Annotated in this window: 21 protein-coding genes; 7 read left to right on the forward strand and 14 right to left on the reverse strand. The window is 67.0% G+C overall.

The features are described from left to right. Nucleotide 1 precedes the first annotated feature (1 nt). Both U1E69_RS17925 and rbfA read right to left on the reverse strand, forming a co-directional pair. Entirely contained in the window at nucleotides 2–724 is a 723-nt protein-coding gene (locus tag U1E69_RS17925) for a phosphodiester glycosidase family protein (RefSeq protein ID WP_322245786.1), read from the reverse strand. Continuing rightward, a complete protein-coding gene (rbfA, locus tag U1E69_RS17930) occupies nucleotides 721–1,149 on the reverse strand; it encodes a 30S ribosome-binding factor RbfA (protein ID WP_322245787.1) in 429 nt (142 codons plus the stop codon). Before rbfA ends, U1E69_RS17925 begins: the two co-directional genes overlap by 4 nt. 98 nt (nucleotides 1,150–1,247) lie before the next feature. Between rbfA and dapB the strand changes: the two genes are divergently transcribed. From dapB to U1E69_RS17945, 3 genes are all read left to right on the forward strand, one after another. Then, nucleotides 1,248–2,057 carry a 4-hydroxy-tetrahydrodipicolinate reductase gene (gene dapB / locus U1E69_RS17935; RefSeq protein ID WP_322245788.1) on the forward strand — a complete coding sequence of 270 codons (810 nt, stop codon included), beginning with the start codon at nucleotides 1,248–1,250 and terminating at the stop codon, nucleotides 2,055–2,057. Between the two features lie 126 nt (nucleotides 2,058–2,183). Then, nucleotides 2,184–2,480, forward strand: a complete 297-nt coding sequence (locus U1E69_RS17940; protein ID WP_322245789.1) for a dihydrodipicolinate reductase — start codon at nucleotides 2,184–2,186, stop codon at nucleotides 2,478–2,480. A gap of 166 nt (nucleotides 2,481–2,646) precedes the next feature. Beyond that, nucleotides 2,647–3,054, forward strand: coding sequence for a cupin domain-containing protein (locus U1E69_RS17945; RefSeq protein WP_322245790.1), 408 nt, complete (start codon nucleotides 2,647–2,649; stop codon nucleotides 3,052–3,054). 211 nt (nucleotides 3,055–3,265) lie between these two features. Here U1E69_RS17945 and U1E69_RS17950 read toward each other — a convergent pair whose 3' ends face one another. Then, on the reverse strand, nucleotides 3,266–3,436 hold the full coding sequence (locus U1E69_RS17950) for a DUF1674 domain-containing protein (RefSeq protein WP_322245791.1): 171 nt from the start codon (nucleotides 3,434–3,436) through the stop codon (nucleotides 3,266–3,268). Nucleotides 3,437–3,521: 85 nt separating this feature from the next. Between U1E69_RS17950 and U1E69_RS17955 the strand changes: the two genes are divergently transcribed. Beyond that, nucleotides 3,522–4,754 carry an RsmB/NOP family class I SAM-dependent RNA methyltransferase gene (locus U1E69_RS17955; RefSeq protein ID WP_322245792.1) on the forward strand — a complete coding sequence of 411 codons (1,233 nt, stop codon included), beginning with the start codon at nucleotides 3,522–3,524 and terminating at the stop codon, nucleotides 4,752–4,754. Between the two features lie 223 nt (nucleotides 4,755–4,977). Here U1E69_RS17955 and U1E69_RS17960 read toward each other — a convergent pair whose 3' ends face one another. The 7 genes from U1E69_RS17960 to U1E69_RS17990 form a co-directional block, all read right to left on the reverse strand. Beyond that, nucleotides 4,978–6,171 (reverse strand): lytic murein transglycosylase, encoded by a 1,194-nt coding sequence (locus tag U1E69_RS17960; RefSeq protein ID WP_322245793.1) that lies wholly within the window; start codon nucleotides 6,169–6,171, stop codon nucleotides 4,978–4,980. Between the two features lie 71 nt (nucleotides 6,172–6,242). After that, on the reverse strand, nucleotides 6,243–8,474 hold the full coding sequence (rnr, locus tag U1E69_RS17965) for a ribonuclease R (RefSeq protein ID WP_322245794.1): 2,232 nt from the start codon (nucleotides 8,472–8,474) through the stop codon (nucleotides 6,243–6,245). Between the two features lie 157 nt (nucleotides 8,475–8,631). Continuing rightward, on the reverse strand, nucleotides 8,632–9,048 hold the full coding sequence (locus tag U1E69_RS17970; RefSeq protein WP_322245795.1) for a GNAT family N-acetyltransferase: 417 nt from the start codon (nucleotides 9,046–9,048) through the stop codon (nucleotides 8,632–8,634). Beyond that, nucleotides 9,045–10,196 (reverse strand): succinyl-diaminopimelate desuccinylase, encoded by a 1,152-nt coding sequence (dapE, locus tag U1E69_RS17975; RefSeq protein WP_322245796.1) that lies wholly within the window; start codon nucleotides 10,194–10,196, stop codon nucleotides 9,045–9,047. The genes U1E69_RS17970 and dapE overlap by 4 nt, the downstream gene beginning before the upstream one ends. Before the next feature lie 109 nt (nucleotides 10,197–10,305). Further along, a complete protein-coding gene (locus U1E69_RS17980; protein ID WP_322245797.1) occupies nucleotides 10,306–10,638 on the reverse strand; it encodes a hypothetical protein in 333 nt (110 codons plus the stop codon). Nucleotides 10,639–10,993: 355 nt separating this feature from the next. Beyond that, nucleotides 10,994–11,818 (reverse strand): 2,3,4,5-tetrahydropyridine-2,6-dicarboxylate N-succinyltransferase, encoded by an 825-nt coding sequence (dapD, locus tag U1E69_RS17985; protein WP_322245798.1) that lies wholly within the window; start codon nucleotides 11,816–11,818, stop codon nucleotides 10,994–10,996. A 60-nt stretch (nucleotides 11,819–11,878) separates the two neighbouring features. Continuing rightward, nucleotides 11,879–12,220, reverse strand: a complete 342-nt coding sequence (locus U1E69_RS17990) for a hypothetical protein (RefSeq protein ID WP_322245799.1) — start codon at nucleotides 12,218–12,220, stop codon at nucleotides 11,879–11,881. A gap of 84 nt (nucleotides 12,221–12,304) precedes the next feature. On the opposite strand from U1E69_RS17990, the gene U1E69_RS17995 reads away from it, so the two are divergent. After that, nucleotides 12,305–13,126 carry an LOG family protein gene (locus U1E69_RS17995; protein WP_322245800.1) on the forward strand — a complete coding sequence of 274 codons (822 nt, stop codon included), beginning with the start codon at nucleotides 12,305–12,307 and terminating at the stop codon, nucleotides 13,124–13,126. Nucleotides 13,127–13,143: 17 nt separating this feature from the next. On the opposite strand, the gene U1E69_RS18000 is transcribed toward U1E69_RS17995, so the two are convergent. Together U1E69_RS18000 and U1E69_RS18005 are read right to left on the reverse strand one after the other, a co-directional pair. Then, nucleotides 13,144–13,599, reverse strand: coding sequence for an NYN domain-containing protein (locus tag U1E69_RS18000; RefSeq protein ID WP_322245801.1), 456 nt, complete (start codon nucleotides 13,597–13,599; stop codon nucleotides 13,144–13,146). A 300-nt stretch (nucleotides 13,600–13,899) separates the two neighbouring features. Next, nucleotides 13,900–15,108, reverse strand: coding sequence for a winged helix-turn-helix domain-containing protein (locus U1E69_RS18005; protein WP_322245802.1), 1,209 nt, complete (start codon nucleotides 15,106–15,108; stop codon nucleotides 13,900–13,902). A gap of 185 nt (nucleotides 15,109–15,293) precedes the next feature. Between U1E69_RS18005 and U1E69_RS18010 the strand changes: the two genes are divergently transcribed. Next, nucleotides 15,294–16,667: a cation:proton antiporter gene (locus U1E69_RS18010; RefSeq protein ID WP_322245803.1), complete on the forward strand. Its 1,374-nt coding sequence runs from the start codon at nucleotides 15,294–15,296 to the stop codon at nucleotides 16,665–16,667. On the opposite strand, the gene U1E69_RS18015 is transcribed toward U1E69_RS18010, so the two are convergent. Then, a complete protein-coding gene (locus U1E69_RS18015; RefSeq protein WP_322245804.1) occupies nucleotides 16,603–17,832 on the reverse strand; it encodes a UbiH/UbiF/VisC/COQ6 family ubiquinone biosynthesis hydroxylase in 1,230 nt (409 codons plus the stop codon). The two genes, U1E69_RS18010 and U1E69_RS18015, sit on opposite strands and share 65 nt — an antisense overlap. Nucleotides 17,833–17,911: 79 nt before the next feature. Between U1E69_RS18015 and U1E69_RS18020 the strand changes: the two genes are divergently transcribed. Further along, nucleotides 17,912–19,243: an amidase gene (locus U1E69_RS18020; RefSeq protein ID WP_322245805.1), complete on the forward strand. Its 1,332-nt coding sequence runs from the start codon at nucleotides 17,912–17,914 to the stop codon at nucleotides 19,241–19,243. 21 nt (nucleotides 19,244–19,264) lie between these two features. Here U1E69_RS18020 and rlmH read toward each other — a convergent pair. Next, a partial coding sequence (rlmH, locus tag U1E69_RS18025; RefSeq protein WP_322245806.1) for a 23S rRNA (pseudouridine(1915)-N(3))-methyltransferase RlmH occupies nucleotides 19,265–19,663 on the reverse strand: 399 nt, incomplete at its 5' end.

Genomic DNA, 19,663 nt, shown 5'->3' on the forward strand with positions numbered 1-19,663 from the left:
CTTAATCCTTCGGAACCACGGTGCCGACAATCGGCCCCATCGGAAAGCCGCCGTCATGCCGATCAAGCGCAGGCGCATAAAGCCGCGAGATATTGCCGTCGAAATACAGCGCCTCGAACAGCCCCAGCTCGTCGCGGAAGAGGCGCGCGAAGGAATGGAAGTTCACCTCGTCGTTCGAGATCGCGAAGACCGCCCGCTTGCCGTCCTCGGAAACCCCGACGCCATTGCGAATATAGGTGCTGTCGCTGCCGGGAAGCAGCTTCGGGTGCAGCTGACCGTCGATCACCAGCATCGGTCCGGACTGCGTCGCATAGCGGCACTCGGGCCGGTCCCGCTTGAAGGTCCGGCTTTCGATCACCCGGAACCCGTCGTCAATGCAGAACACCCCGTTCGGCAAGAGGCCAAAGTTTCCCGGCCCGTCGCTGGTGACGATGGCCGAGGTTTCGACCCCCTCCTCGACGTAAAGCCCTACGGGGGCCAGGTCCCGGTGATACATCCCTGCGTTCATCGCAAAGCCCAAAGCCTTGCCCTCGGCCCCCAGCGCCGCGTCGACGTTGCGAAAGCTGCCATAGGCCCCGTCGGGTCCCGAATGGAACAGCCGCAGATCCTCGCCCAGCGTCACCTCGCAGAGGGTGTAGGAGGCGCCCTCAAAGCTGGTGTCCCGGCACCCGGCTGCCTCCGCCGCCACCGGCGCCACGAGGAAAGCCAAAGCCAGAAGCCTCATTCCTTGTCGTCCGCCGGGTCAAGATCGGCCGCGCCAAGGTCGCGCTGCACCGCAGGGTCCGAGAAGAGACGGCGGGTTTCGTCCAGCCGGTCAAACGTCTCGTCAGGGCGGAACCGCAGGTCCGGCGCATATTTCAGCGTCAACCCGTCCACCACGCGGTGCCGCAGCTCGGCCTTGTTGCGCGCCAGTGCCGCAATCGCGCTTTCCACCGGGACGGACCCCATCAGCGGCATGACGTAGACCGTCGCCACCTTCAGGTCATTCGACATCGACACTTCGCCCACCGTGATCGACATGGCGTTCAGCTCGGGGTCATGGATCTCGGCCCGGTTCAGCACATCGGCCAGCGTGCGGCGGATCAGTTCCCCCACGCGAAGCTGGCGTTGCGACGGGCCGGACCCGGTATTGCTGCGCTTGTTCGACATTCCGCCCCTTTATGCGGTTTCGCCCCGGCCCGCAACGCCGGGCTTCTCACGCCTGCGGGAACCGGCTAGGGAAAGGGCCAGACACGATGGGGTGAAGCATGGGCGATGGTCCGGGACTGGTGGTCACAGGTGCCTCGGGGCGCATGGGGCAGACGTTGATCCGTCTGGCGCAGGCCACGGACAAGCTGCACCTCGTTGCTTGCGTCGAACGCTCGGGTCACGCCTGGATCGGCCGCGACGTGGGCGAGGCGATGGGCGGTGCCCCCATCGGGGTCAAGGTGACCGACGACGCGCTGGAGGCCTTCGCCAAGGCCCAGGCCGTGGTCGACTTCACCTCGCCCGCCGCCACGGTCGAATTCGCCGCCCTGGCCGCCCAGGCCCGCGCTGTCCACGTCATCGGAACCACCGGCCTTGAACCGGACCACATCGCCCGGATCGACGCCGCTGCCCGCCACGCCACAATCATCCGCGCCGGAAACATGTCGCTTGGCCTCAACCTTCTGGTGCGCATGACCCAGAAGGTCGCCGCCGCCCTGGACGCCGACTGGGACGTCGAGATCGTCGAGGCGCACCACCGCATGAAGGTCGACGCCCCCTCGGGCACCGCCCTGATGCTGGGCCAGGCCGCCGCGGAAGGCCGGGGCGTCAGCCTCGACGACGCCAAGGTCTCGGGCCGCGACGGCATCACCGGCGCGCGCGCCAAGGGCTCCATCGGGTTTTCCGCCATCCGTGGCGGCGACATCGTCGGCGAACATGACGTGATCTTCGCGGGCGAGGGCGAGCGTGTGATCCTGCGCCACATCGCAACCGACCGCGCCATCTTCGCCCGGGGCGCCCTGCGCGCCGCTATCTGGGGCCAGGGCCGGAAGCCCGGCCATTACGACATGATGGACGTCCTTGGCATCTGAGGATTGATCCGACTCGCCGGGCATGGCGTATACTCTGCCAGTTGGATCTGGGGAGATGCCATGCTTCGCCTTTGCATTGCTGGCTTCGCGCTGGCCCTGCCTGTTGCCGCGGCCGCAGAAGGCTTCATGCCTGTCACGGACAAGGATCGCTTCCTTGACCTTGTCCAGAACCGAGAGCTGCGGATCGGCCTCTACGACCTGTCGCTCAACGTCCTGCCCGACGGTCGCATCGCAGGCTCCGCGCTAGGCTGGGACATCACCGGCGAGTGGGCCTGGAAAGACGGCTACTTCTGCCGCGAGATGGACTGGTCCGGGACGCCCATCTCGTACAACTGCCAACTGGTCGAGGCGCAAGGGGCCGAGAGACTCCGCTTCACCGTCGATCAGGGCAAGGGCGACAGCGCCACCTTCCGCCTGCGGTGACGCTCTTCGATGACTTCGTCACTCATCGCTGGGGCGCCACCACAAGATATCCGCGACGAGAAGACGAAGTCGCACGAGGAGCAGCCTGTCGTGCAGAACCGAAGGTGATTGCGGCCTCAAACCCTGCTAGGCTCCCCGGCATGGTACCGCAGTCCAGAAGGCGCACATGAAGATCGTCCCAGCAGGCCACGCCCCCTCCCGCTTCGGCCCCGCCGACTGGTTCACCGGCCGCGTCCGCCTTGACCCCCTTTTCAATTCCGACGCGCCCGACCGGGTGCAGGGCGCGCTTGTGACCTTCGACCCGGGTGCCCGCACCGCCTGGCACACGCATCCCCTCGGCCAGACCCTGATCGTCACTGCCGGGGTCGGTCGTTGCCAGTCCCAGGGTGGCCCGATCCGCACCATCCGCCCCGGCGACACCGTCACCTTCGCCCCTGGCGAGCGTCATTGGCACGGCGCGGCCACGGACTGCGGCATGTCCCATATCGCGATCCATGAGGTAAAGGACGGCCGCAGCGTCGACTGGATGGAGCCGGTCAGCGACGCGGATTACAGTGCCGCATCGCAGGACTGACAGGCTGGGCGATAAGGCGGGGCGATCAGGCTGGGCGATAAGGCGGGGAGTGACGACATCCAAAGAGCCTCACACCCACCCCCGAACCCTGGAAAGACCTTTCCGGTTCTCCAACGCCCACAGGCAAGGGACTGATCTCACGCAGTCTTCCGAAGACGTCCCGATTGGACAAATGCGACGCGAAGGTGAAGCCGCAAAAGCGGCGCCCTCTTCAGAAATCGACCGCCAGCCCCTTCTTCTCCCAGTCGCCATAGCGGACAGGCTCCGGGCCGTCCCGGCCCCCCAGTTCCTTCGGCAGAGGCTCCTTGGCCTCAGCCGCCTTCCGCCGTTCCTCGGCCTCGGCCAGCGCCCGCTTCGCGGCGGGTGGCAGCTCATCGTTCATGTCCGACCCTTCCTTGTGTGGCCCCCCAACCTGATATAACCCGCTCAGCGAGGCATCAAGGGCCCGGACCAGGAAGGAAATCTCAATGGCCGAAGGGGTCGTGGGGCGCGCCACCGCAGTCGCAATCCTGGACGGAGTCCTCGGCGAAGGCCGGATGCTGTCGGACTTCTCCGGCGGAGACCTCGTCCCCGCCGACCGTGCCCGCGCGCTGCGCCTGGCCGAGACGGTCCTGCGCCACCTGGAGCCCGCCGACAAGCTTCTCGACAAGCACCTCCGCAAGGCCCCACCGCTGACCGTCCGCAACACCCTCCGCCTCGCGGTGGTCGAACGCGCCGAAGGCGCCCCCGCCCACGGCACGGTCAACGCCGCGGTCGAGATCACCCGCCAGGGCGGCAAACGCACTGCCCACCTCGCGGGCCTGGTGAACGCCGTGCTCCGCGCGCTGCCCGAGACGATCACTCTGTCGCCGCAAAAGCTGCCCCGCTGGCTGCGCCAACCCCTGGTGCACAGCTACGGGCGCGACATCACCACCGCCATCGAGGCCGTCCAGGTCCAGGAGCCGCCCCTCGACCTCACCCTCCGCGACGGCTTCCCGCACCCGGAAGGCGACCTCCTCCCCACTGGCAGCCTCCGCCTCCGCAGCCCCGGTCAGCTTTCCACGCTCCCCGGCTATGCCGAGGGTGGCTGGTGGGTCCAGGACGCCGCCGCCGCCCTTCCGGCAAAACTCCTGCAACCGCAGCCAGGTGAGCGCATCCTCGACCTCTGCGCCGCGCCCGGCGGCAAGACTCTGCAACTCGCCGCCGCGGGGGCCAAGGTCACCGCCCTCGACATCTCCGGCCCCCGCATGGCGCGGGTCGAGGCCAATCTCGCCCGCACCGGCCTCACGGCCACTCTCGTCATCGCCGATGCCCTCCACTGGCAGCCCGAGGGCTCCTTCGACGCCATCCTCCTCGACGCCCCCTGTTCCGCCACCGGCACCATCCGCCGCCACCCGGACCTGCCCTTCGTCAAGGACGGCTCGGAACTTGCCGCCCTCACCGCGCTGCAAGCCCAACTGATCGACCAGGCCCTCACCTGGCTGAAGCCTGGCGGCCGCCTCGTCTTCTCCACCTGCTCGCTCTTGCCCGAGGAAGGCGACGCCCAACTCGCCGCCGCCCTGAGCCGCCACCCGACCCTGACCACCGAACGCCCCGATCTCCCCGGCATCGACCCGGCCTGGTGGACCGCCGAAGGGGCCCTCCGCCTCCGCCCCGACTTCTGGGCCGACAAGGGCGGCATGGACGGCTTCTTCCTGGCCCGCCTGCGCAAACCGTGCTGACCGCCAAGCCCTTTCACCTGGCTCTAAATATCCCCGCCGGAGGCACGTCCGAGCCGGTTGCGCGCTCTTCGCGCGCAGAGGCGAGACAAAAGGCGTGCGCCGAAAGGCGCTCAATTCGGAAGCCGTCCCAACCCACGTGCGAAGGGCAGGGGCAGGGCCACCCTGACACCCGCACCCAACCTCTTTACCTCATTGGCTGAAAACCCTGCCCGCGCGCCGGCACCTACTGCAGAAGCTCCAGCACGTCCAACGACGGATACCCATCCGGAACCAGCCCTCGCGCCTTCTGGAACGCCTTCACCGCCGCCACCGTCTTCGGCCCCATCCACCCGTCGACCCCGCCCGGATCAAAGCCCGCTCCGGTCAGACGGTCCTGCAACTCCCGCCGCTCCTCCAGGGTCAGCGCCCGCAACTCTCGCGGCCAGCCCGACTGGATCGCAGGCAACCCCCGCAACCGGTCCGACAGGGACCCGATCGCTACCACATAGGCATCGGCCGTGTTGTACTTCTCGATCACCTGGAAATTCGGCCAGATCAGGAACGCCGCCCCCCGGTGTCCCCCCGGCAAAAGGATCGACCCCGGCCCGTGGTCCGGCAGGTCCGTCCCGGACACCATCCGAACCCCCATCGCCTGCCACTCCCCGACCGGCTTCACCACCCGTTCGGTGGTCTGGTCAAAGTCGAACCCCTCGGGGAGTTTCACCTCCACCCCCCAGGGCTGACCCTTTGTCCAGCCCCAGTGCCGCAGGTAATTCGCCGTCGAGGCCAGCGCATCCGCCGGATCGTCCCCCCAAAGGTTCCGCTTCCCGTCCCCGTCAAAATCGACGGCGAACTTCTCCCAGCTGGACGGCATGAACTGGGTGTGCCCGCTGGCCCCCGCCCAGGAGCCCGCGAACCGCTCCGCATGGCCGCCCTCGACAATCCGCAGCGCAGCGATCAGCTCGGCTTCGAAGAACGCGCCCCGCCGCCCCTCATAGGCCAGCGTCGCCAGCGACCCGAGTACCGGCAGATCGCCGCGATAGGTCCCGTAGGCGCTCTCCAGCCCCCAGACTGCGGCCACGACCTCAGCTTCGACGCCATATTCCGCCTCGATCCGCTTCAGCAGGTCCTGGTGCCGCGCGATGGCCTTCAGCCCCAGCGCCACCCGGTCTTCGGAGACCGCCGTATCCAGGTAATCCCAGATCGTCTTGGAAAACTCGTTCTGGTTCCGGTCGCGCTCCACGACCTTGGGGTTGAACTCGACCCCACGCATCGCGGCGTCGAAGGTCGAGGCCGAAATCCCCGCCGCCAGCGCCCGGGGCCGGAAGCCCTCTACCCAGGCATCCAGCCCGGCCTGAGATCCCATCTTCACCTCCACGCCTGCCACCGGATCGGGCAGGATCGTCTGTGCCTGTGCGGCCGCAAGACCGAAGACCATGCCCAAGCCAGGCGCGACCAAAATCCGTCGAAGGATTTTGCAGAACCTTTCGAACAGTTTTGCTCCGCCCCTCATCGCCGCTTGCGCACCAGTTTTCGCTTGGCCGCCGCCTGCACCGGCTTTCTGGGATGATACTTTCCGCCCGACCGGCGCGAGGGCCGCACTGTCGCGCCCTCGACCGACACCAGGTCAAGGATCAGCCCGCCGGTGACCGGCACCGCCTCGGCCAGCCGCACCACGACCTTCTGCCCGATCCCCAGCACCAGCCCGGTCTCGGACCCCATCAGGGTCTGGCTGCCCTCGTCGTAGTTGAAGTACTCCCGCCCCAGCGCCCGCACCGGAATGAGGCCGTCCGCCCCGGTCTCATCCAGCCGGACAAAGACGCCAAACCGCTGCACGCCCGAGATCCGCCCCGCAAATTCCGCCCCGACCCGGTCGACCAGGTAAGCCGCCAAGTAACGGTCATTGGTGTCCCGCTCGGCCGCCATGCTGCGCCGCTCGGCTTCCGAGATCAGCTTGCCGGTCTCTTCCAGGTTTTCCATGTCCCAGGCCGACAGCCCGTCCTTGCCCCAGCCATGCCCCAAGATCAGCGCGCGGTGCACGATCAGGTCGGAATAGCGCCGGATCGGGCTGGTGAAATGCGCATAGTTCTGCAGCGCCAGGCCGAAATGGCCGAAATTCTCGGGATGGTAATAGGCCTGGGTCATCGACCGCAGGGTGGACAGGTTGATCAGCTCGTCAAACTCCGTCCCCTGCGCCTGGGCCAGGAGGCGGTTCAGGTGCCGCGTCTGCAGGACCTGCCCCTTGGCCAGCGTCATGCCCGCCCCCTCGGCCACTTCGCGCAGACCCTCCAGCTTCAGCGGCGAGGGTTCCTCGTGCACCCGGAACAGCAAGGGCCGCTTCAGCCGGATCAGCTCCTCCGCCGCCGCGACGTTGGCCAGGATCATGCACTCTTCGATCAGCTTGTGCGCGTCCAGCCGCTCCTTGAACGCGACCGAGGCGACGCGGCCCTCGTCGTCCAGTTCGATCTTCCGCTCCGGCAGCTCCAGATCCAGCGGCTGCCGCACTTCGCGCGCGCGTTTCAGCGCGGCATAGGCGGCGTAAAGCGGCTTCAGCACGGGGTCGACCAGCGGCGCGGTCTTGTCGTCCGGCGCGCCGTCCACGGCGGCCTGCACCTGCGCGTAATGCAGGGACGCGACCGACCGCATCATCCCCCGCACGAAGCGATGGCTGCGCTTGTGCCCGCCCGCGTCGATCACCATCCGCACAGCCAGGCAGGCCCGGTCCACGCCTTCGTGCAGCGAACAAAGATCACCCGAGAGGATGTCCGGCAGCATCGGCACCACGCGGTCGGGGAAATAGGTCGAGTTGCCCCGCTTGCGCGCCTCGCGGTCCAGCGCCGACCCCGGAGTGACGTAATGCGCGACGTCGGCGATGGCGACCCAGACGACGAAGCCACCGATATTGCCAGGGTCGGTATCGGCCTCGGCATAGACCGCATCATCGCGGTCCCGGGCATCCACCGGGTCGATGGTCAAGAGCGGCAGATCGCGCAGATCCTCGCGTCCCGCAAGACCGACAGGTCCGGCCTGGTCCGCCTCGGCGATGACCGCGTCGGGGAACATGTCGGGGATGCCGTGCTGGTGAATGGCGATCAGGCTTGCCGCCCTTGGCCCTGCCGGATCGCCCAGCCGCGCGATGATCTGCGCCGCCGGAAGGCCCAGCTTGCGGGCCCCCACCGCCTCGGCCTCGACCAGCTCGCCGTCCCTGGCGCCCATCGTCATGTCGGCCGAAACGCGCCATTCCTTGTCGTCGCCCTTTTCGATCGGCACGATCCGCCCGCCCTGCGAGCCGACGCGGAACACGCCCAGCACCTTACGGGGATTGGACCCCAGCCGCCGGATCAACCGGGCCTCGTAATCGCGATCTTCGTCCTCCACCTTGGCCAGCCGCGCCAGAATTCGGTCCCCCGCACCCAGGGCCGGATCGCCCTTCTTCGGGATGATCAGGATGCGCGGACCTTCCTCCACACCCTCTTCCAGCGGCCGGGCGTAAAGATCCCCCGCCGCATCTGGCGGCAGCACCTGCAGGACCGCGACCGGAGGCAGCACCCCCGGCTCGTGGAAGTGGCGCGAGGATTTCTCGATCCCCCCCTCGTTTTCCAGCTCGCGCAGAAGCGCCTTCAGCTCGATCCGGGCGTCACCCTTGATGCCGAAGGCCTTGGCAATGTCGCGCTTGGCCGAAAGGCCGGGGTTCTGGGAAATCCACTGACGGATTTCATCTTTCGAAGGCAATGGTTTCATGCCCCAGACCTAGCACGGCACCAGGCCCAAGACTACCCGGGCAACCCTTTCACCTGGTGACAAATATCCCCGCGCGGCGCGCACGTCCGAGGAGGAGGCGCAGCCCGACGACGACACAAAAGCCTTGCGCGTCAGCGCTCCGCTTGAAAACCGCCGGTCAAAGGGCGCGGCGCATGTGACGGTGGGGGATGCCTGCGTCCAGGAACTCGTCGCCTTCCAGCGCGAAACCCAGCTTTTCGTAGAAGCCCGTGGCATGGGACTGAGACCCAAGATAGGCCTCGGTCACCCCGGGCTGGTCCCGCAGCACGTCCAGCGCCGCGCGGATCAGTGCGGCCCCCAGCCCCGTGCCCCGCGCCCTGGGCAGAACGCAGACCCGTCCGATCTTGCCCAGATTGCCCTTCAGCAACAGCCGCGCTGTCCCGACCGGCGTGTCGCCGTCCCACGCCAGCAGGTGAATGGCAGTATCGTCCAGGCCATCCACCTCATCCGCTTCGCTGACGCCCTGCTCCTGGATGAACACCACCCGGCGCAGGTGCTGGCACGTGGCGATGTCGCGTGTGACCTCGATCCTCATGCGAAATACTCGCGCAGGATGCGGCCATAGATCGCCTTCAGCTGGTCGATCTGTTCGACCGCCACCCGTTCGTCCACCTGGTGCATGGTCTTGCCGACCAGCCCGAACTCCACCACCGGGCAATGCTCTTTGACAAAGCGTGCGTCCGAGGTCCCGCCGCTGGTCGAGGCCACGGGCTTGCGCCCCGTCTCGACCGCCACCGCTTTGGCCACCAGTGCCGAGAACTCGCCCGGCGGGGTCACGAAGGCCTCGCCCGAGACGGAAATCTTCAGTGCGATTTCGGTCTTTGTAGCCTCGGCCACGGCCTCTGCCTCGCTCCGCAGCCAGGACGAGAGGGTGTCCCCCGAATGGGTATCGTTGAAGCGGATGTTGACCCGCGCCGTCGCCCGCGCCGGGATCACGTTCCCCGCCGGGTTGCCGCAGTCGATGGTGGTGATCGCCAGCGTCGAGGGGTCGAAATGTGGCGTGCCCCGGTCCAGCGGTTCCGCCTCAAGCCGGGCCAGCAGCTTGACCATTGCCGACAAGGGGTTCTTCGCCCGGTGCGGATAGGCCGAATGCCCCTGCACCCCTTCCACCACGATGTCGCAGGTCAGCGAGCCGCGGCGGCCGATCTTCATCATGTCGCCCATCTCGTTCGGGCACGTCGGTTCTCCCACCAGGCAATGTGTCATCCGCTCGCCGTTGAAGGCCATCCAGTCCAGGATTGCGACGGTCCCGTCCTTGCCTGCGCCCTCCTCGTCGCCGGTGATGGTGACGATCACTGCGCCATCGGGCGGCGTGTCGCGCACGAAGTCCACCGCCGCCGCGACGAAGGCCGCGACACCCGACTTCATGTCGCAGGCGCCCCGCCCATACATGAAGCCATCGTGGATCTCGGCCCCGAACGGGTCGAACCGCCAGGCCGCAGCGTCGCCCACGGGCACCACATCGGTATGCCCGTTAAAGCCAAAGGCCCGGTTTGCGCCCTGCTTGCCCCAGCGGGCATAAAGGTTGGCAATCCCGTTCCGGTCCACTCGCGTGCAGGTGAAACCCGCCTGCGACAGCACGCCGTCCAGCAGCGCGATTGCCCCGCCCTCGACCGGAGTGACAGAGGGGCAGCGGATCAGCTTTGCGGTCAGTTCCACCGGGTCAACGGGCTCGAATTGCATCATCAGGTCCAGATTGGGGCGCCCACGATCCCTAACCGCTTGAGTCAGGTCCTGCAACCGCAAGGCGTTTGGCGCGCAAAGGGGCGGATAGTGGTCGAAAGCCGGGGCGTCAGTCGAAGAACGGCGTGATCTCGGCCACGATGACCGAGTTTTCGCGCAGCGCCCGTTCCATCAGGAACTGTTCCTCCTGGTCGATCTCCTCGCCGCCCTTCATCCGGTCCTCCAGCGTGCCCAGGCCCTGAACCTCCAGCGGGGCCATTTCGGCCTCTTTCAGGATCGCCACCGTCTCGCGCACGGCCTCGGCCTCGTCCACGCCCGAGGCATAGCACAAGAGCGCGGCACCGGTGGCTTTCGGGGGCAGGCCGTCACCCGTCTTGCGGCCCACTTCGACGATCAGCGAATAGACCTGCTGCGGGCGTTTGGGCTTTGGGTCTTCGGTCATTGCGGGTCTCCGGACGGGCAGGGCAGGCATAGCCCAAGCCGTGCCGCTTCGCCACCCTGATGCATCCTTGACCCGGATCAAGACCGACGTCAGGCGGACAGACCCGGCATCACCTGAGGTCACGCCCGCCGATGCGGCGTGACCTCGTCCGCCGACCCGAGGTCGCGGCCCTGTCGCGGCGCTGTGCGTCGCCTGACCTGGCTTCAGCGCTCCTGTTCGCTGATCGCGCCGTTCCGGATCATGGCGACTCGCCCTGGGGCATGAACAGGACGCGGAAACCCTGGGTCTCGCCCCCGCCGGTGCGTTCGGCACCAGAACGCACCGCGTTCATTCCGTTGGCCGGGGTTCGCTGGGGTCAGTCGCGCAGAAGTTCGTTGATGCTGGTCTTGGACCGGGTCTGGGCGTCCACCTTCTTCACGATCACCGCGCAATAAAGGTTGATCCCGCCTTTTGACGGCATCGACCCGGCGACAACGACCGATCCGGCCGGAACCTCGCCATACATCACCTCGCCGGTCTCGCGGTCGACGATCTTGGTCGACTTGCCGATGAAGACCCCCATCCCCAGGACCGAGCCTTCGCGGACGATGCAGCCTTCCACGACCTCGGAGCGCGCGCCGATGAAGCAGTTGTCCTCGATGATCGTCGGGCCGGCCTGCATCGGCTCCAGCACGCCGCCGATCCCGACGCCGCCCGACAGGTGCACGTTCTTGCCGATCTGCGCGCAGGACCCCACGGTGGCCCAGCCGTCGACCATCGAACCTTCATCGACATAGGCCCCGATGTTCACGAAGGACGGCATCAGCACCACGCCCTTGGCGATATAGGCCGACCGCCGGACGATGGACCCCGGCACAGCCCGGAACCCCGCGTTGCGCCAATCCTCGGCCGTCCAGCCCTGCCATTTGGACGGGACCTTGTCCCACCAGTTCGACCCGCCATTTGACCCCGGAATTTCGTACATGTCGGTCAGACGGAACGACAAGAGCACCGCCTTCTTCGCCCACTGGTTCACATGCCAGTCGTTGCCGCGCTTTTCCGCCACCCGCAGGGACCCGGAGTCCAACGCCGACAATGTCGCCTCGATGGCATCGCGCACTTCGCCCTTGGTGGCGGGGCTGATCCCGTCGCGTGCCTCCCAGGCGGCTTCGATGGCGGTTTCGAGTGCTGCGTTGGACATCGGCGGGCTCCATGTTGGTTGCCAGCCCTATACAAGTCGGGCCGCCGCCATGCAAACCCGCTATCGCTTTGCCCTGATCCGGCCCCGCCCCGTGCCCGCCGGAAAGGCCGCCGCCAGGCTCTCATCGGGTCCATGAACGTCAATCGCATGCCCGATCCCCAGCGCATCCAGCGCCTGTGATAGCCGTTTCGCCTGCGCCACCAGCGCCCCGGTGTCTGCGTGATCGCCGGCGACCTGCAGCTCCTCCATAAGACCGGGATCGCTGCGCAGCACCAGATGGCCACAGCGAAGCGCATGGCGGCCCTCGACCACCGGCAGCCCCGCCTCCCGCAGCCGCTCTGCCATGGCAGGCAGCGGCGGACAGCCCACCAGCCTGCCGGTCGCTATTGCATCCTCTGCCATCGGGGTCGCCGCATTGGGGTTGGTCAATCTGGCAATGAGTTATATGGCTGGCCCGAACCCCGACGCAATCGCGCAGAGTGCCCCATGAAAGACGAACCCCGCAGCCACCCGTTTCGCGACAGTGTCGAGGATATCGCAGCGGCCAAGCGTATTCCCGACACAGCCCAGACCCGTGCCCCCGCTTACCGTCTGGCCTTTGCCGACCGCGACTTCCTTCTGCGCGATGAACTGCGCCCGGTCCGGTTGCAGCTGGAGCTGTTGAAGCCGCAGCTGATCATGGACGAACGCGGCATAGAATCGACCATCGTGATGTTCGGCGGTGCCCGCATCCCCGCGCCGGAACATCGCGACACGGCGCGCACGAAAACCCTGGCCGACCTGTCGCACTACTATGACGAGGCCCGCCGCTTTGCCCGGATCATGACCGAACGCAGCCTTGCCACCTACGGTCGCGAAGGCGTCATCTGCACCGGCGGCGGCCCCGGCGTGATGGAGGCTGGCAACCGCGGTGCGGACGAGGCGGGCGGCCAGTCGATCGGCCTGAACATCGTCCTGCCGCACGAACAGGCCCCGAACGTCTATGTCACCCCCGACCTCAGCTTCAACTTCCATTACTTCGCGATCCGGAAGATGCACTTCCTGATGCGGGCCAAGGCCGTCTGCGTCTTCCCCGGTGGCTTCGGCACCCTGGACGAGATGTTCGAAAGCCTGACCCTGATCCAGACCGGCCGGATGAAGCCGATCCCCTTCCTTCTTTTCGGGCGCGACTGGTGGGAAAAGGTGGTGAACTGGAACCACCTGGCCGAAGCCGGTGTCATCAGCCCCGAGGACCTGTCGCTGTTCGCGATGGTCGAGACGGCGGAAGAGGCGGTCGCGGTGATTGATGGGTGGAGCGTCCCCGCCTGACGCAGGCCTGGGGTGCGCTACAGCGCAGCGACCTTTTCAGCCGCCTTCGCCTCCAACCCCCGCAACGACACTCTGCCGTCGCGCATTTCTCCGGTGACCAGCATCTCGGACCGGGCGACGTCGGGATAGCGGTCCACCCAGTCGCGGAAGCGGTCGTTGGTCACGATCCGGGCCTTCAGGTCGCGGGCCGTCTCCAGCAGGAACGGGTCGGCCCGCTGACCCTTGGGCACCACAAGGATCTGATCCCTCGGCAGGGACAAAAGCCGCGAAAGATCGCCTTCGCCCATGAATTTTCCCATCAATTTGTAGCCGACATTGGCATCGAAGACGATGCCCGGTTTCAGCCCCCGGCGCGACAGGTCGTGCACCACCTGCAACAGCGGAGCGAGCTGGGGCGTGTTGTCCAGCCAGTGCATCACGTTCGATCCGTCGATCAGGACGTTCGTTCCGACTGTGAGGCCGCCTTGCGACACTACGGACGGGCGCTGGCTGCGCCTGGAGGTTTGGCCACGCGGCCCAGGCGGCCTGCGTTTGGACCGTCGCGACCGTGTGTGCGCGCTTCGCAGTCCGGCAACCAGAACCCAAAGGCCCAGAACTACCAGTACCAGAACCGAACCGATTACAAGGCTATCGGACCAGGCATCCAGGCCCGACGCCCGGGATGAGGTGGCGGTCACAAAATGCTGCAAAAGGGGCAGGCCGAACATGGGTCATGCTTTCCTGAAAGCGATGCGCAAGGCAAAACCGTTTTGTGTTCTATCCAGTCTTTTTCGTCAGCCCGGTCGCGCCAGCGTCTCCCGCTCCCAGCCGTCCAGGAACTCCACCCTTTCGCACCCGGAGAACAGCGCAAGCCGCCCCAGTTCCGCCTCAAGCTTCGCCCGCCGCGCCTTGGTCAGCTTCACCCCGGCTTCGGGCCAGAACGCCTTGACCCGAAGCGCGCCTGCGTCGCGGAAGGCTTTCACGTCGATCCGGCCGACCAGGCGGTCGCCCTCCAGCACCGGGAAGACGTAGTAGCCGTAGACCCGTTTCGGTTCGGGAACGAAGACCTCGATCCGGTAGTGGAAGCCGAACAGGAACTCTGCCCGGTCCCGATCCCTCAATGCCGGATCGAAGGGCGAGAGGATGCGCAGACGGGGGGTGGGGTCGGGCGGCTCTTGCCCCAGGGTTTCGGCGAAGATGAAGACCTTGCGGCGTTGGGCGGCCGCGCCCTCTACCTCGACCTCGATGATCTCGCCGCGGGCCAGGGCGTCCCGACACCATGCCTTCGCGGTCTCGGGTCCGACCGCGTTCCAGTAGGCCGCGATCTCGCCGCTGGTGCCGAAGCCCAGGTGCTGCAGGGCCGACCGGCAGGCCCAGTCGCAAACCTCCCCGGCCGGAACCGGAGCGCGGTGGGCTTCGGGAATGACCCGCTCGGTCAGGTCGTAGATCTTTGCGAACCCATCGCGCCGGGTGATCGCCAGCCGCCCCGTCCGCCACAGCCATTCCAGTGCGGTCTTTGACGGATGCCAGTCCCACCAGCCCCCCTTGCCGCGCACCTCACCTTCGCCGACATCCGCCGTTCCCACCGGGCCATCCCTGGCGATCCGGTTGAGGATGCTGTCGAACTGCGCCTCATACCCGTCGCGGAACCACCGCTTCCAGTTCGCCTGCAGCCGCTGCGCGTCGCGCTGAAAACGGTGCTGCCAGACCCCGTGCAGCCGCACCGGCAGGATCGAGGCGTCATGCGTCCAATGCTCCCACAGCGCGCGGTCCTTTTCGACAAGCCGTTTCAGCGCCGGGGGCCGATAGGCCTGCCGCCGCGACCACAGGATCATGTCATGCGCCCGGGCCACGGTGTTGATGCTGTCGACCTGGACAAAGCCGATACGCTCGATCAGGCCGTGCAGGGCCTGACCTGCGGCCGGTCCGACAGGTGCTTCGGACAAGGCGTGGCGATCAAGAAACAGGCGGCGCGCGACGGGGTTCGGGATCAGCTGGGGCATCGCCAAGGCCTAACATTTCAAACTGTTTCGGCAAATGGTGGAATTGTTATCGCACCCACCTGCCCAGCCGGTTGCAATGCCCGAATCAGTCCCTACTATCTCATTGTCTCCTGACACAATTTTCCGAAACTCAGTCGGTCACGCCCGGTTCCACCGCGGAGTGCGCCAGAAAGGTCCATGAAGCATTGCCCCACGAAACGCCTCTGATCACCACCCTTGTCGCCGGCTTTGGTCTGGCGTTCCTTTTCGGCCTGTTGGCGCAGCGGCTGAAACTGCCGCTGATCGCGGGCTATCTTCTGGCCGGCGTGGTGATCGGACCGTTCACACCGGGGTATGTGGCCGACATGAAGCTTGCCACCGAACTGGCCGAGCTTGGGGTGATTCTTCTTATGTTCGGCGTGGGCCTGCACTTTTCGCCCCGCGACCTGATGGCGGTCAGGTACATTGCGGTCCCTGGTGCCCTAGGACAGATCGCCGTGGCCACCGCTTTCGGCACGGCAATGGGTTGGGCGATGGGGTGGAGCCTGGGGGCGGGCTTGATCTTCGGTCTAGCGCTGTCGGTCGCCTCGACCGTGGTTCTGTTGCGCGCGCTGCAGGACCGCGACCTGGTGACGACGGACAAGGGCCGCGTGGCCGTGGGCTGGCTGATCGTCGAGGACCTGGTGATGGTCATCTCGCTGGTCCTGATCCCGCCGCTTGCGGGTCTTCTGGGCGGCACCGCCATGCCGGTCGCCGAAGAGGCCGAGGCGGTGGCCGAGGTGACGAGCAACATCGGCATCGGGCCGATCGCCGCAACGGTGATGATTACCCTGGCAAAGGCCGCAGCCTTCGTCGCGCTGATGCTGATTATCGGCCAGCGCGTGGTGCCCTGGGTCCTGCACTTCGTTTCACAGACCCGCTCGCGTGAGCTGTTCCGGCTGGCGGTCCTTGCCATCGCGCTGGGGGTCGCTTACGGCGCGACGCATCTGTTCGGCGTGTCCTTCGCGCTGGGGGCGTTCTTTGCCGGGATGGTGATGTCCTCGTCAACGCTGTCGCAGCAGGCCATGCGCGAGACGTTGCCCCTGCGCGACGCCTTCGCCGTGCTGTTCTTCGTGTCGGTCGGGATGCTGTTCAATCCCGCCATCATCCTGGAAAAGCCTCTGGCTCTTGTCGGAACGGTGCTGATCATCGTCTTCGTCAAATCGGTCGCGGCCTATTACATCGTCAAGGCCTTCGGGCATGGCCACGACAAGGCGCTGACCATCGCGGCAAGTCTGGCGCAGATCGGGGAATTCTCGTTCATCCTGATCACGATGGCGGTCACGCTGGACATCGTGCCCGCCGAGGCGCGCGACCTTGTCGTGGCGGGGGCGATGATCTCGATCCTGATGAACCCGCTGTTGTTCCACCTGCTGGACCGGCGTGAGGCGCGCAAGGCGGACGCTCTTCGTTCGACTTCGTCTCCTCATCGCGAGGACAGCGCGAGGAGTGACGAAGTCATCGACGAGCAGACAGTCAGACCTGCCGCCCCGTCAGAAGCTTCGGCAACTCTCCCGTCAAGCCTGCCGCCTGCCGCATGAACCCGCGGCGCAGGCCGGGCACCGAGTTCACCAGCCCCATGCCTAGATCGCGGCCCAGCCGCATCAGCGGATTGTCGGTCGAGAAGACCCGATTGACCGTGTCCATCCCCAAAGCCAGCGCCGTGGCATCGAAACGGCGCCAGCGCTGATACTCCTCCAGCGCGGTGGGGCTGCCTGGCTCTTCACCGCGGCGGCGGGCCAGGATCAGGACCTCGGCCAGTGCTGCCACGTCGCGCAGGCCAAGGTTCAGCCCCTGACCCGCGATGGGATGCACGCCATGCGCCGCATCGCCCACCAGCGCCAGGCGGGGCGCGATGAAGCGTTCGGCCAGGGACAGCGACAAGGGATAGGTGAAGCGCGCCCCGGCAAGGTGGATCTCGCCCAGGAAATCGCCAAAGCGGGGGCGCAGCGCCTCCAGATACTCGGCATCCGGCAACGCCTGGATCGCTGCGGCGTTGGCGTCGGTCTCGCTCCAGACGATGCTGGAATGGTGGCCCCCCTTCAGGGGCAGGATCGCCAGCGGGCCCGAGGGCATGAAGAACTGCTGCGCGATGCCGTGGTGGTCCTGTTCGTGGCGGATCGCGGTGACCAGCGCGGTCTGGCCGTAGCCCCAGCCCACCCGCCGGATGCCCGCGCGCGTGGCCGTGCCCGAGCCGCGGCCATCGCAGCCGACCAGCAGCCCCGCCGTCACGCTTCGGCCCGAGGCAAGCGTCACGGTAACGCCCACAGGCGTCACCTCCTGCGCCACCACGGTTTCGCCGGACATCAGCGTGATCCCCGGCGTATGCTGCATCGCCTGCAGGAAGGCCGCGTAAAGGAAGCGGTCCTCCAGCATGTGACCCACCGGGCCTTCCTCGATCTCGGCCGCATCGAAGTGCAGGAAGAAGGGTGCGGCCCCTTCGCCAGCCCGGCCGTCGCTGGCCTTGATATGGTTCATGGGCTGGGCCTTGTCGGCCACGCTGTCCCAGACGCCGATGGCCTTCAAGAGCCGCACCGAGGCGATGGCCAGCGCATAGGCCCGGCCATCAAAGCCCACCTCTGCCCGGTCCGGGGCCGGGCGGGCGTCGATCACGGTGACGCGGAAGCCCCCTTGGGCCAGCGCAAGCGCCAGGGCGGGGCCGTTCAGCCCTCCGCCCGCAATCAGGATATCGGTGTCCCAGGTCATGTCCCTTTCTTGGCCCCCCTGGAACGGATTGTCCATGCGTCGCCAAGCCGCTACCGTCGCGGAAAACGGGGGGCGGGGAATGAGCGGAACCTGGGCGAACATGACCGCGGCCGAGCTGGGTCGCGAGATCGGCAAGGGCCGAATCAACCCGGTGGAGCTGACCGAGTTTTTCCTGGACCGCATCGACAGCCACCCGCTTGCCGGGCGCATCTATGCCCGCGCCACCGCAGCCCGGGCGCGGGGCGAGGCTATGGCGGCGGCCTCCCGGGCAAAGTCCGGTCTCCGCAAAGGTCTTCTGGACGGGGTGCCGGTCAGCTGGAAGGACCTGTTCGACACGGCCGGCGTGGCGACCGAGGCGGGCTCGGCGCTGCTGAAAGGTCGCACGCCGGGTCGCGATGCTGCCGTGCTGGAAACCGCGACGCTGCAGGGCCTGGTGTGCCTGGGCAAGACGCATATGTCGGAACTGGCCTTCTCGGGCCTGGGGCTTAATCCGGTGACGGCGACGCCACCCTGCCTGAATGACGACAAGGCAGTGCCGGGGGGGTCATCCTCGGGGGCTGCTGCGTCGGTGGCCTTCGGGCTTGCTCCGGCGGCCATCGGTTCAGACTCCGGCGGTTCGGTGCGGATTCCGGCGGCCTGGAATGACCTTGCGGGCCTGAAGACGACGGCGGGCAGCCTGCCGATGACGGGCGTGGTGCCCTTGTTCGAGGCGTTCGACACCATCGGCCCGCTTGCCCATTCGGTCGAGGATTGCAACCAGATATTCGCCGCTATAAGCGGGGATGCGGCCGCCGATCTTGGTGGGGCAAGCCTGTCGGGCGCCCGCATTGCAGTCCTGCAGACACTGGCGCTTGACGATGTGCGCGAGCGTCCGGCCCAAGGCTTCGAGGATGCGACGCGGCGCTTCGCCAAGGCGGGCGCGGAAATCCATCATCTCGCGGCGCCGGAAGCGGCCGAGGCGGTGGCCCTGGCTGGCATAGTCTGCACCGCCGAAGCTTACGGAATCTGGAAGGCGACCATCGAAGCCGCGCCGGAAAAGATGTTCCCGCGCATTTTGGACCGCTTCCGCTCGGGCGGGCAGATCAGTGCGGTGGACTATGTTGTGGCCTGGCGGAGGTTGCGGCAGCTTCGGAAGTCATGGGCCGACCGCGCGTCAAACTATGACGCAGTGATCCTGCCGACGTCGCCGATCCTTCCGCCCGAAGCGAATCGGCTGATGACCGACGACGCGTATTACGTGACCGAGAACCTGCTGGCTTTGCGCAACACAAGGATCGGGAACATGCTTGGCTTGTGTGTTCTGACCCTGCCGACGTCGCAACCGTCCTGCGGTGTCAGTCTGATGTGTGGCCCGGGGCAAGAGGCGCGGCTTTTGCGGCTGGGTGCCGCGGCAGAGCGGGCGCTGCAGTAGCGGCAGCTCGCCAGCTTGCCTTTACACCCGGTGATACGGCGATCCCGCCAGGATCGTCGCCGCCCGGTAAAGCTGTTCGGCCAGCATCACCCGCACCAGCATGTGCGGCCAGACCATGCGGCCAACGCTGAGCGTCAGGTCAGCACGGGTGCGCAGGGCGGGGTCCACCCCGTCCGCCCCGCCGATCACGAAAGCCGCATCCTGCCGCCCCGCGTCGCGCCATCCGGCCAGCGCTTGCGCGAATTCGGGGCTGGAGAGTGTCTTGCCCCGTTCGTCCAGCACGCAAAGCGCCGCGCCGTCGGGGATCGCTCGGGCCAGCAGCAGCCTCTCGGCCGCCATGCCCCCACCCTTCTTGTCCGCGACCTCATGCTCGGTGACGGGACCGAGCCCCAAGGGGCGGCCCGTCCGGTCCAGCCTTTG

This window comes from Tabrizicola sp. (assembly GCF_034366665.1).
Lineage (GTDB): Bacteria > Pseudomonadota > Alphaproteobacteria > Rhodobacterales > Rhodobacteraceae > Tabrizicola.

Bases quoted from the DNA above. Each gene is read 5' to 3' on its own strand.
- U1E69_RS18020 (WP_322245805.1), top strand. From the start codon at position 17,912: ATGAGCGGAACCTGGGCGAACATGACCGCGGCCGAGCTGGGTCGCGAG.
- U1E69_RS18015 (WP_322245804.1), bottom strand. From the start codon at position 17,832: ATGACCTGGGACACCGATATCCTGATTGCGGGCGGAGGGCTGAACGGC.
- U1E69_RS18005 (WP_322245802.1), bottom strand. From the start codon at position 15,108: ATGCCCCAGCTGATCCCGAACCCCGTCGCGCGCCGCCTGTTTCTTGAT.
- U1E69_RS17955 (WP_322245792.1), top strand. From the start codon at position 3,522: ATGGCCGAAGGGGTCGTGGGGCGCGCCACCGCAGTCGCAATCCTGGAC.
- U1E69_RS17945 (WP_322245790.1), top strand. From the start codon at position 2,647: ATGAAGATCGTCCCAGCAGGCCACGCCCCCTCCCGCTTCGGCCCCGCC.
- dapB (WP_322245788.1), top strand. From the start codon at position 1,248: ATGGGCGATGGTCCGGGACTGGTGGTCACAGGTGCCTCGGGGCGCATG.
- U1E69_RS17995 (WP_322245800.1), top strand. From the start codon at position 12,305: ATGAAAGACGAACCCCGCAGCCACCCGTTTCGCGACAGTGTCGAGGAT.
- U1E69_RS17980 (WP_322245797.1), bottom strand. From the start codon at position 10,638: ATGACCGAAGACCCAAAGCCCAAACGCCCGCAGCAGGTCTATTCGCTG.
- dapE (WP_322245796.1), bottom strand. From the start codon at position 10,196: ATGCAATTCGAGCCCGTTGACCCGGTGGAACTGACCGCAAAGCTGATC.
- U1E69_RS17970 (WP_322245795.1), bottom strand. From the start codon at position 9,048: ATGAGGATCGAGGTCACACGCGACATCGCCACGTGCCAGCACCTGCGC.
- U1E69_RS17940 (WP_322245789.1), top strand. From the start codon at position 2,184: ATGCCTGTCACGGACAAGGATCGCTTCCTTGACCTTGTCCAGAACCGA.
- U1E69_RS17950 (WP_322245791.1), bottom strand. From the start codon at position 3,436: ATGAACGATGAGCTGCCACCCGCCGCGAAGCGGGCGCTGGCCGAGGCC.
- U1E69_RS17990 (WP_322245799.1), bottom strand. From the start codon at position 12,220: ATGGCAGAGGATGCAATAGCGACCGGCAGGCTGGTGGGCTGTCCGCCG.
- U1E69_RS17960 (WP_322245793.1), bottom strand. From the start codon at position 6,171: ATGGTCTTCGGTCTTGCGGCCGCACAGGCACAGACGATCCTGCCCGAT.
- rnr (WP_322245794.1), bottom strand. From the start codon at position 8,474: ATGAAACCATTGCCTTCGAAAGATGAAATCCGTCAGTGGATTTCCCAG.
- rbfA (WP_322245787.1), bottom strand. From the start codon at position 1,149: ATGTCGAACAAGCGCAGCAATACCGGGTCCGGCCCGTCGCAACGCCAG.
- U1E69_RS17925 (WP_322245786.1), bottom strand. From the start codon at position 724: ATGAGGCTTCTGGCTTTGGCTTTCCTCGTGGCGCCGGTGGCGGCGGAG.
- dapD (WP_322245798.1), bottom strand. From the start codon at position 11,818: ATGTCCAACGCAGCACTCGAAACCGCCATCGAAGCCGCCTGGGAGGCA.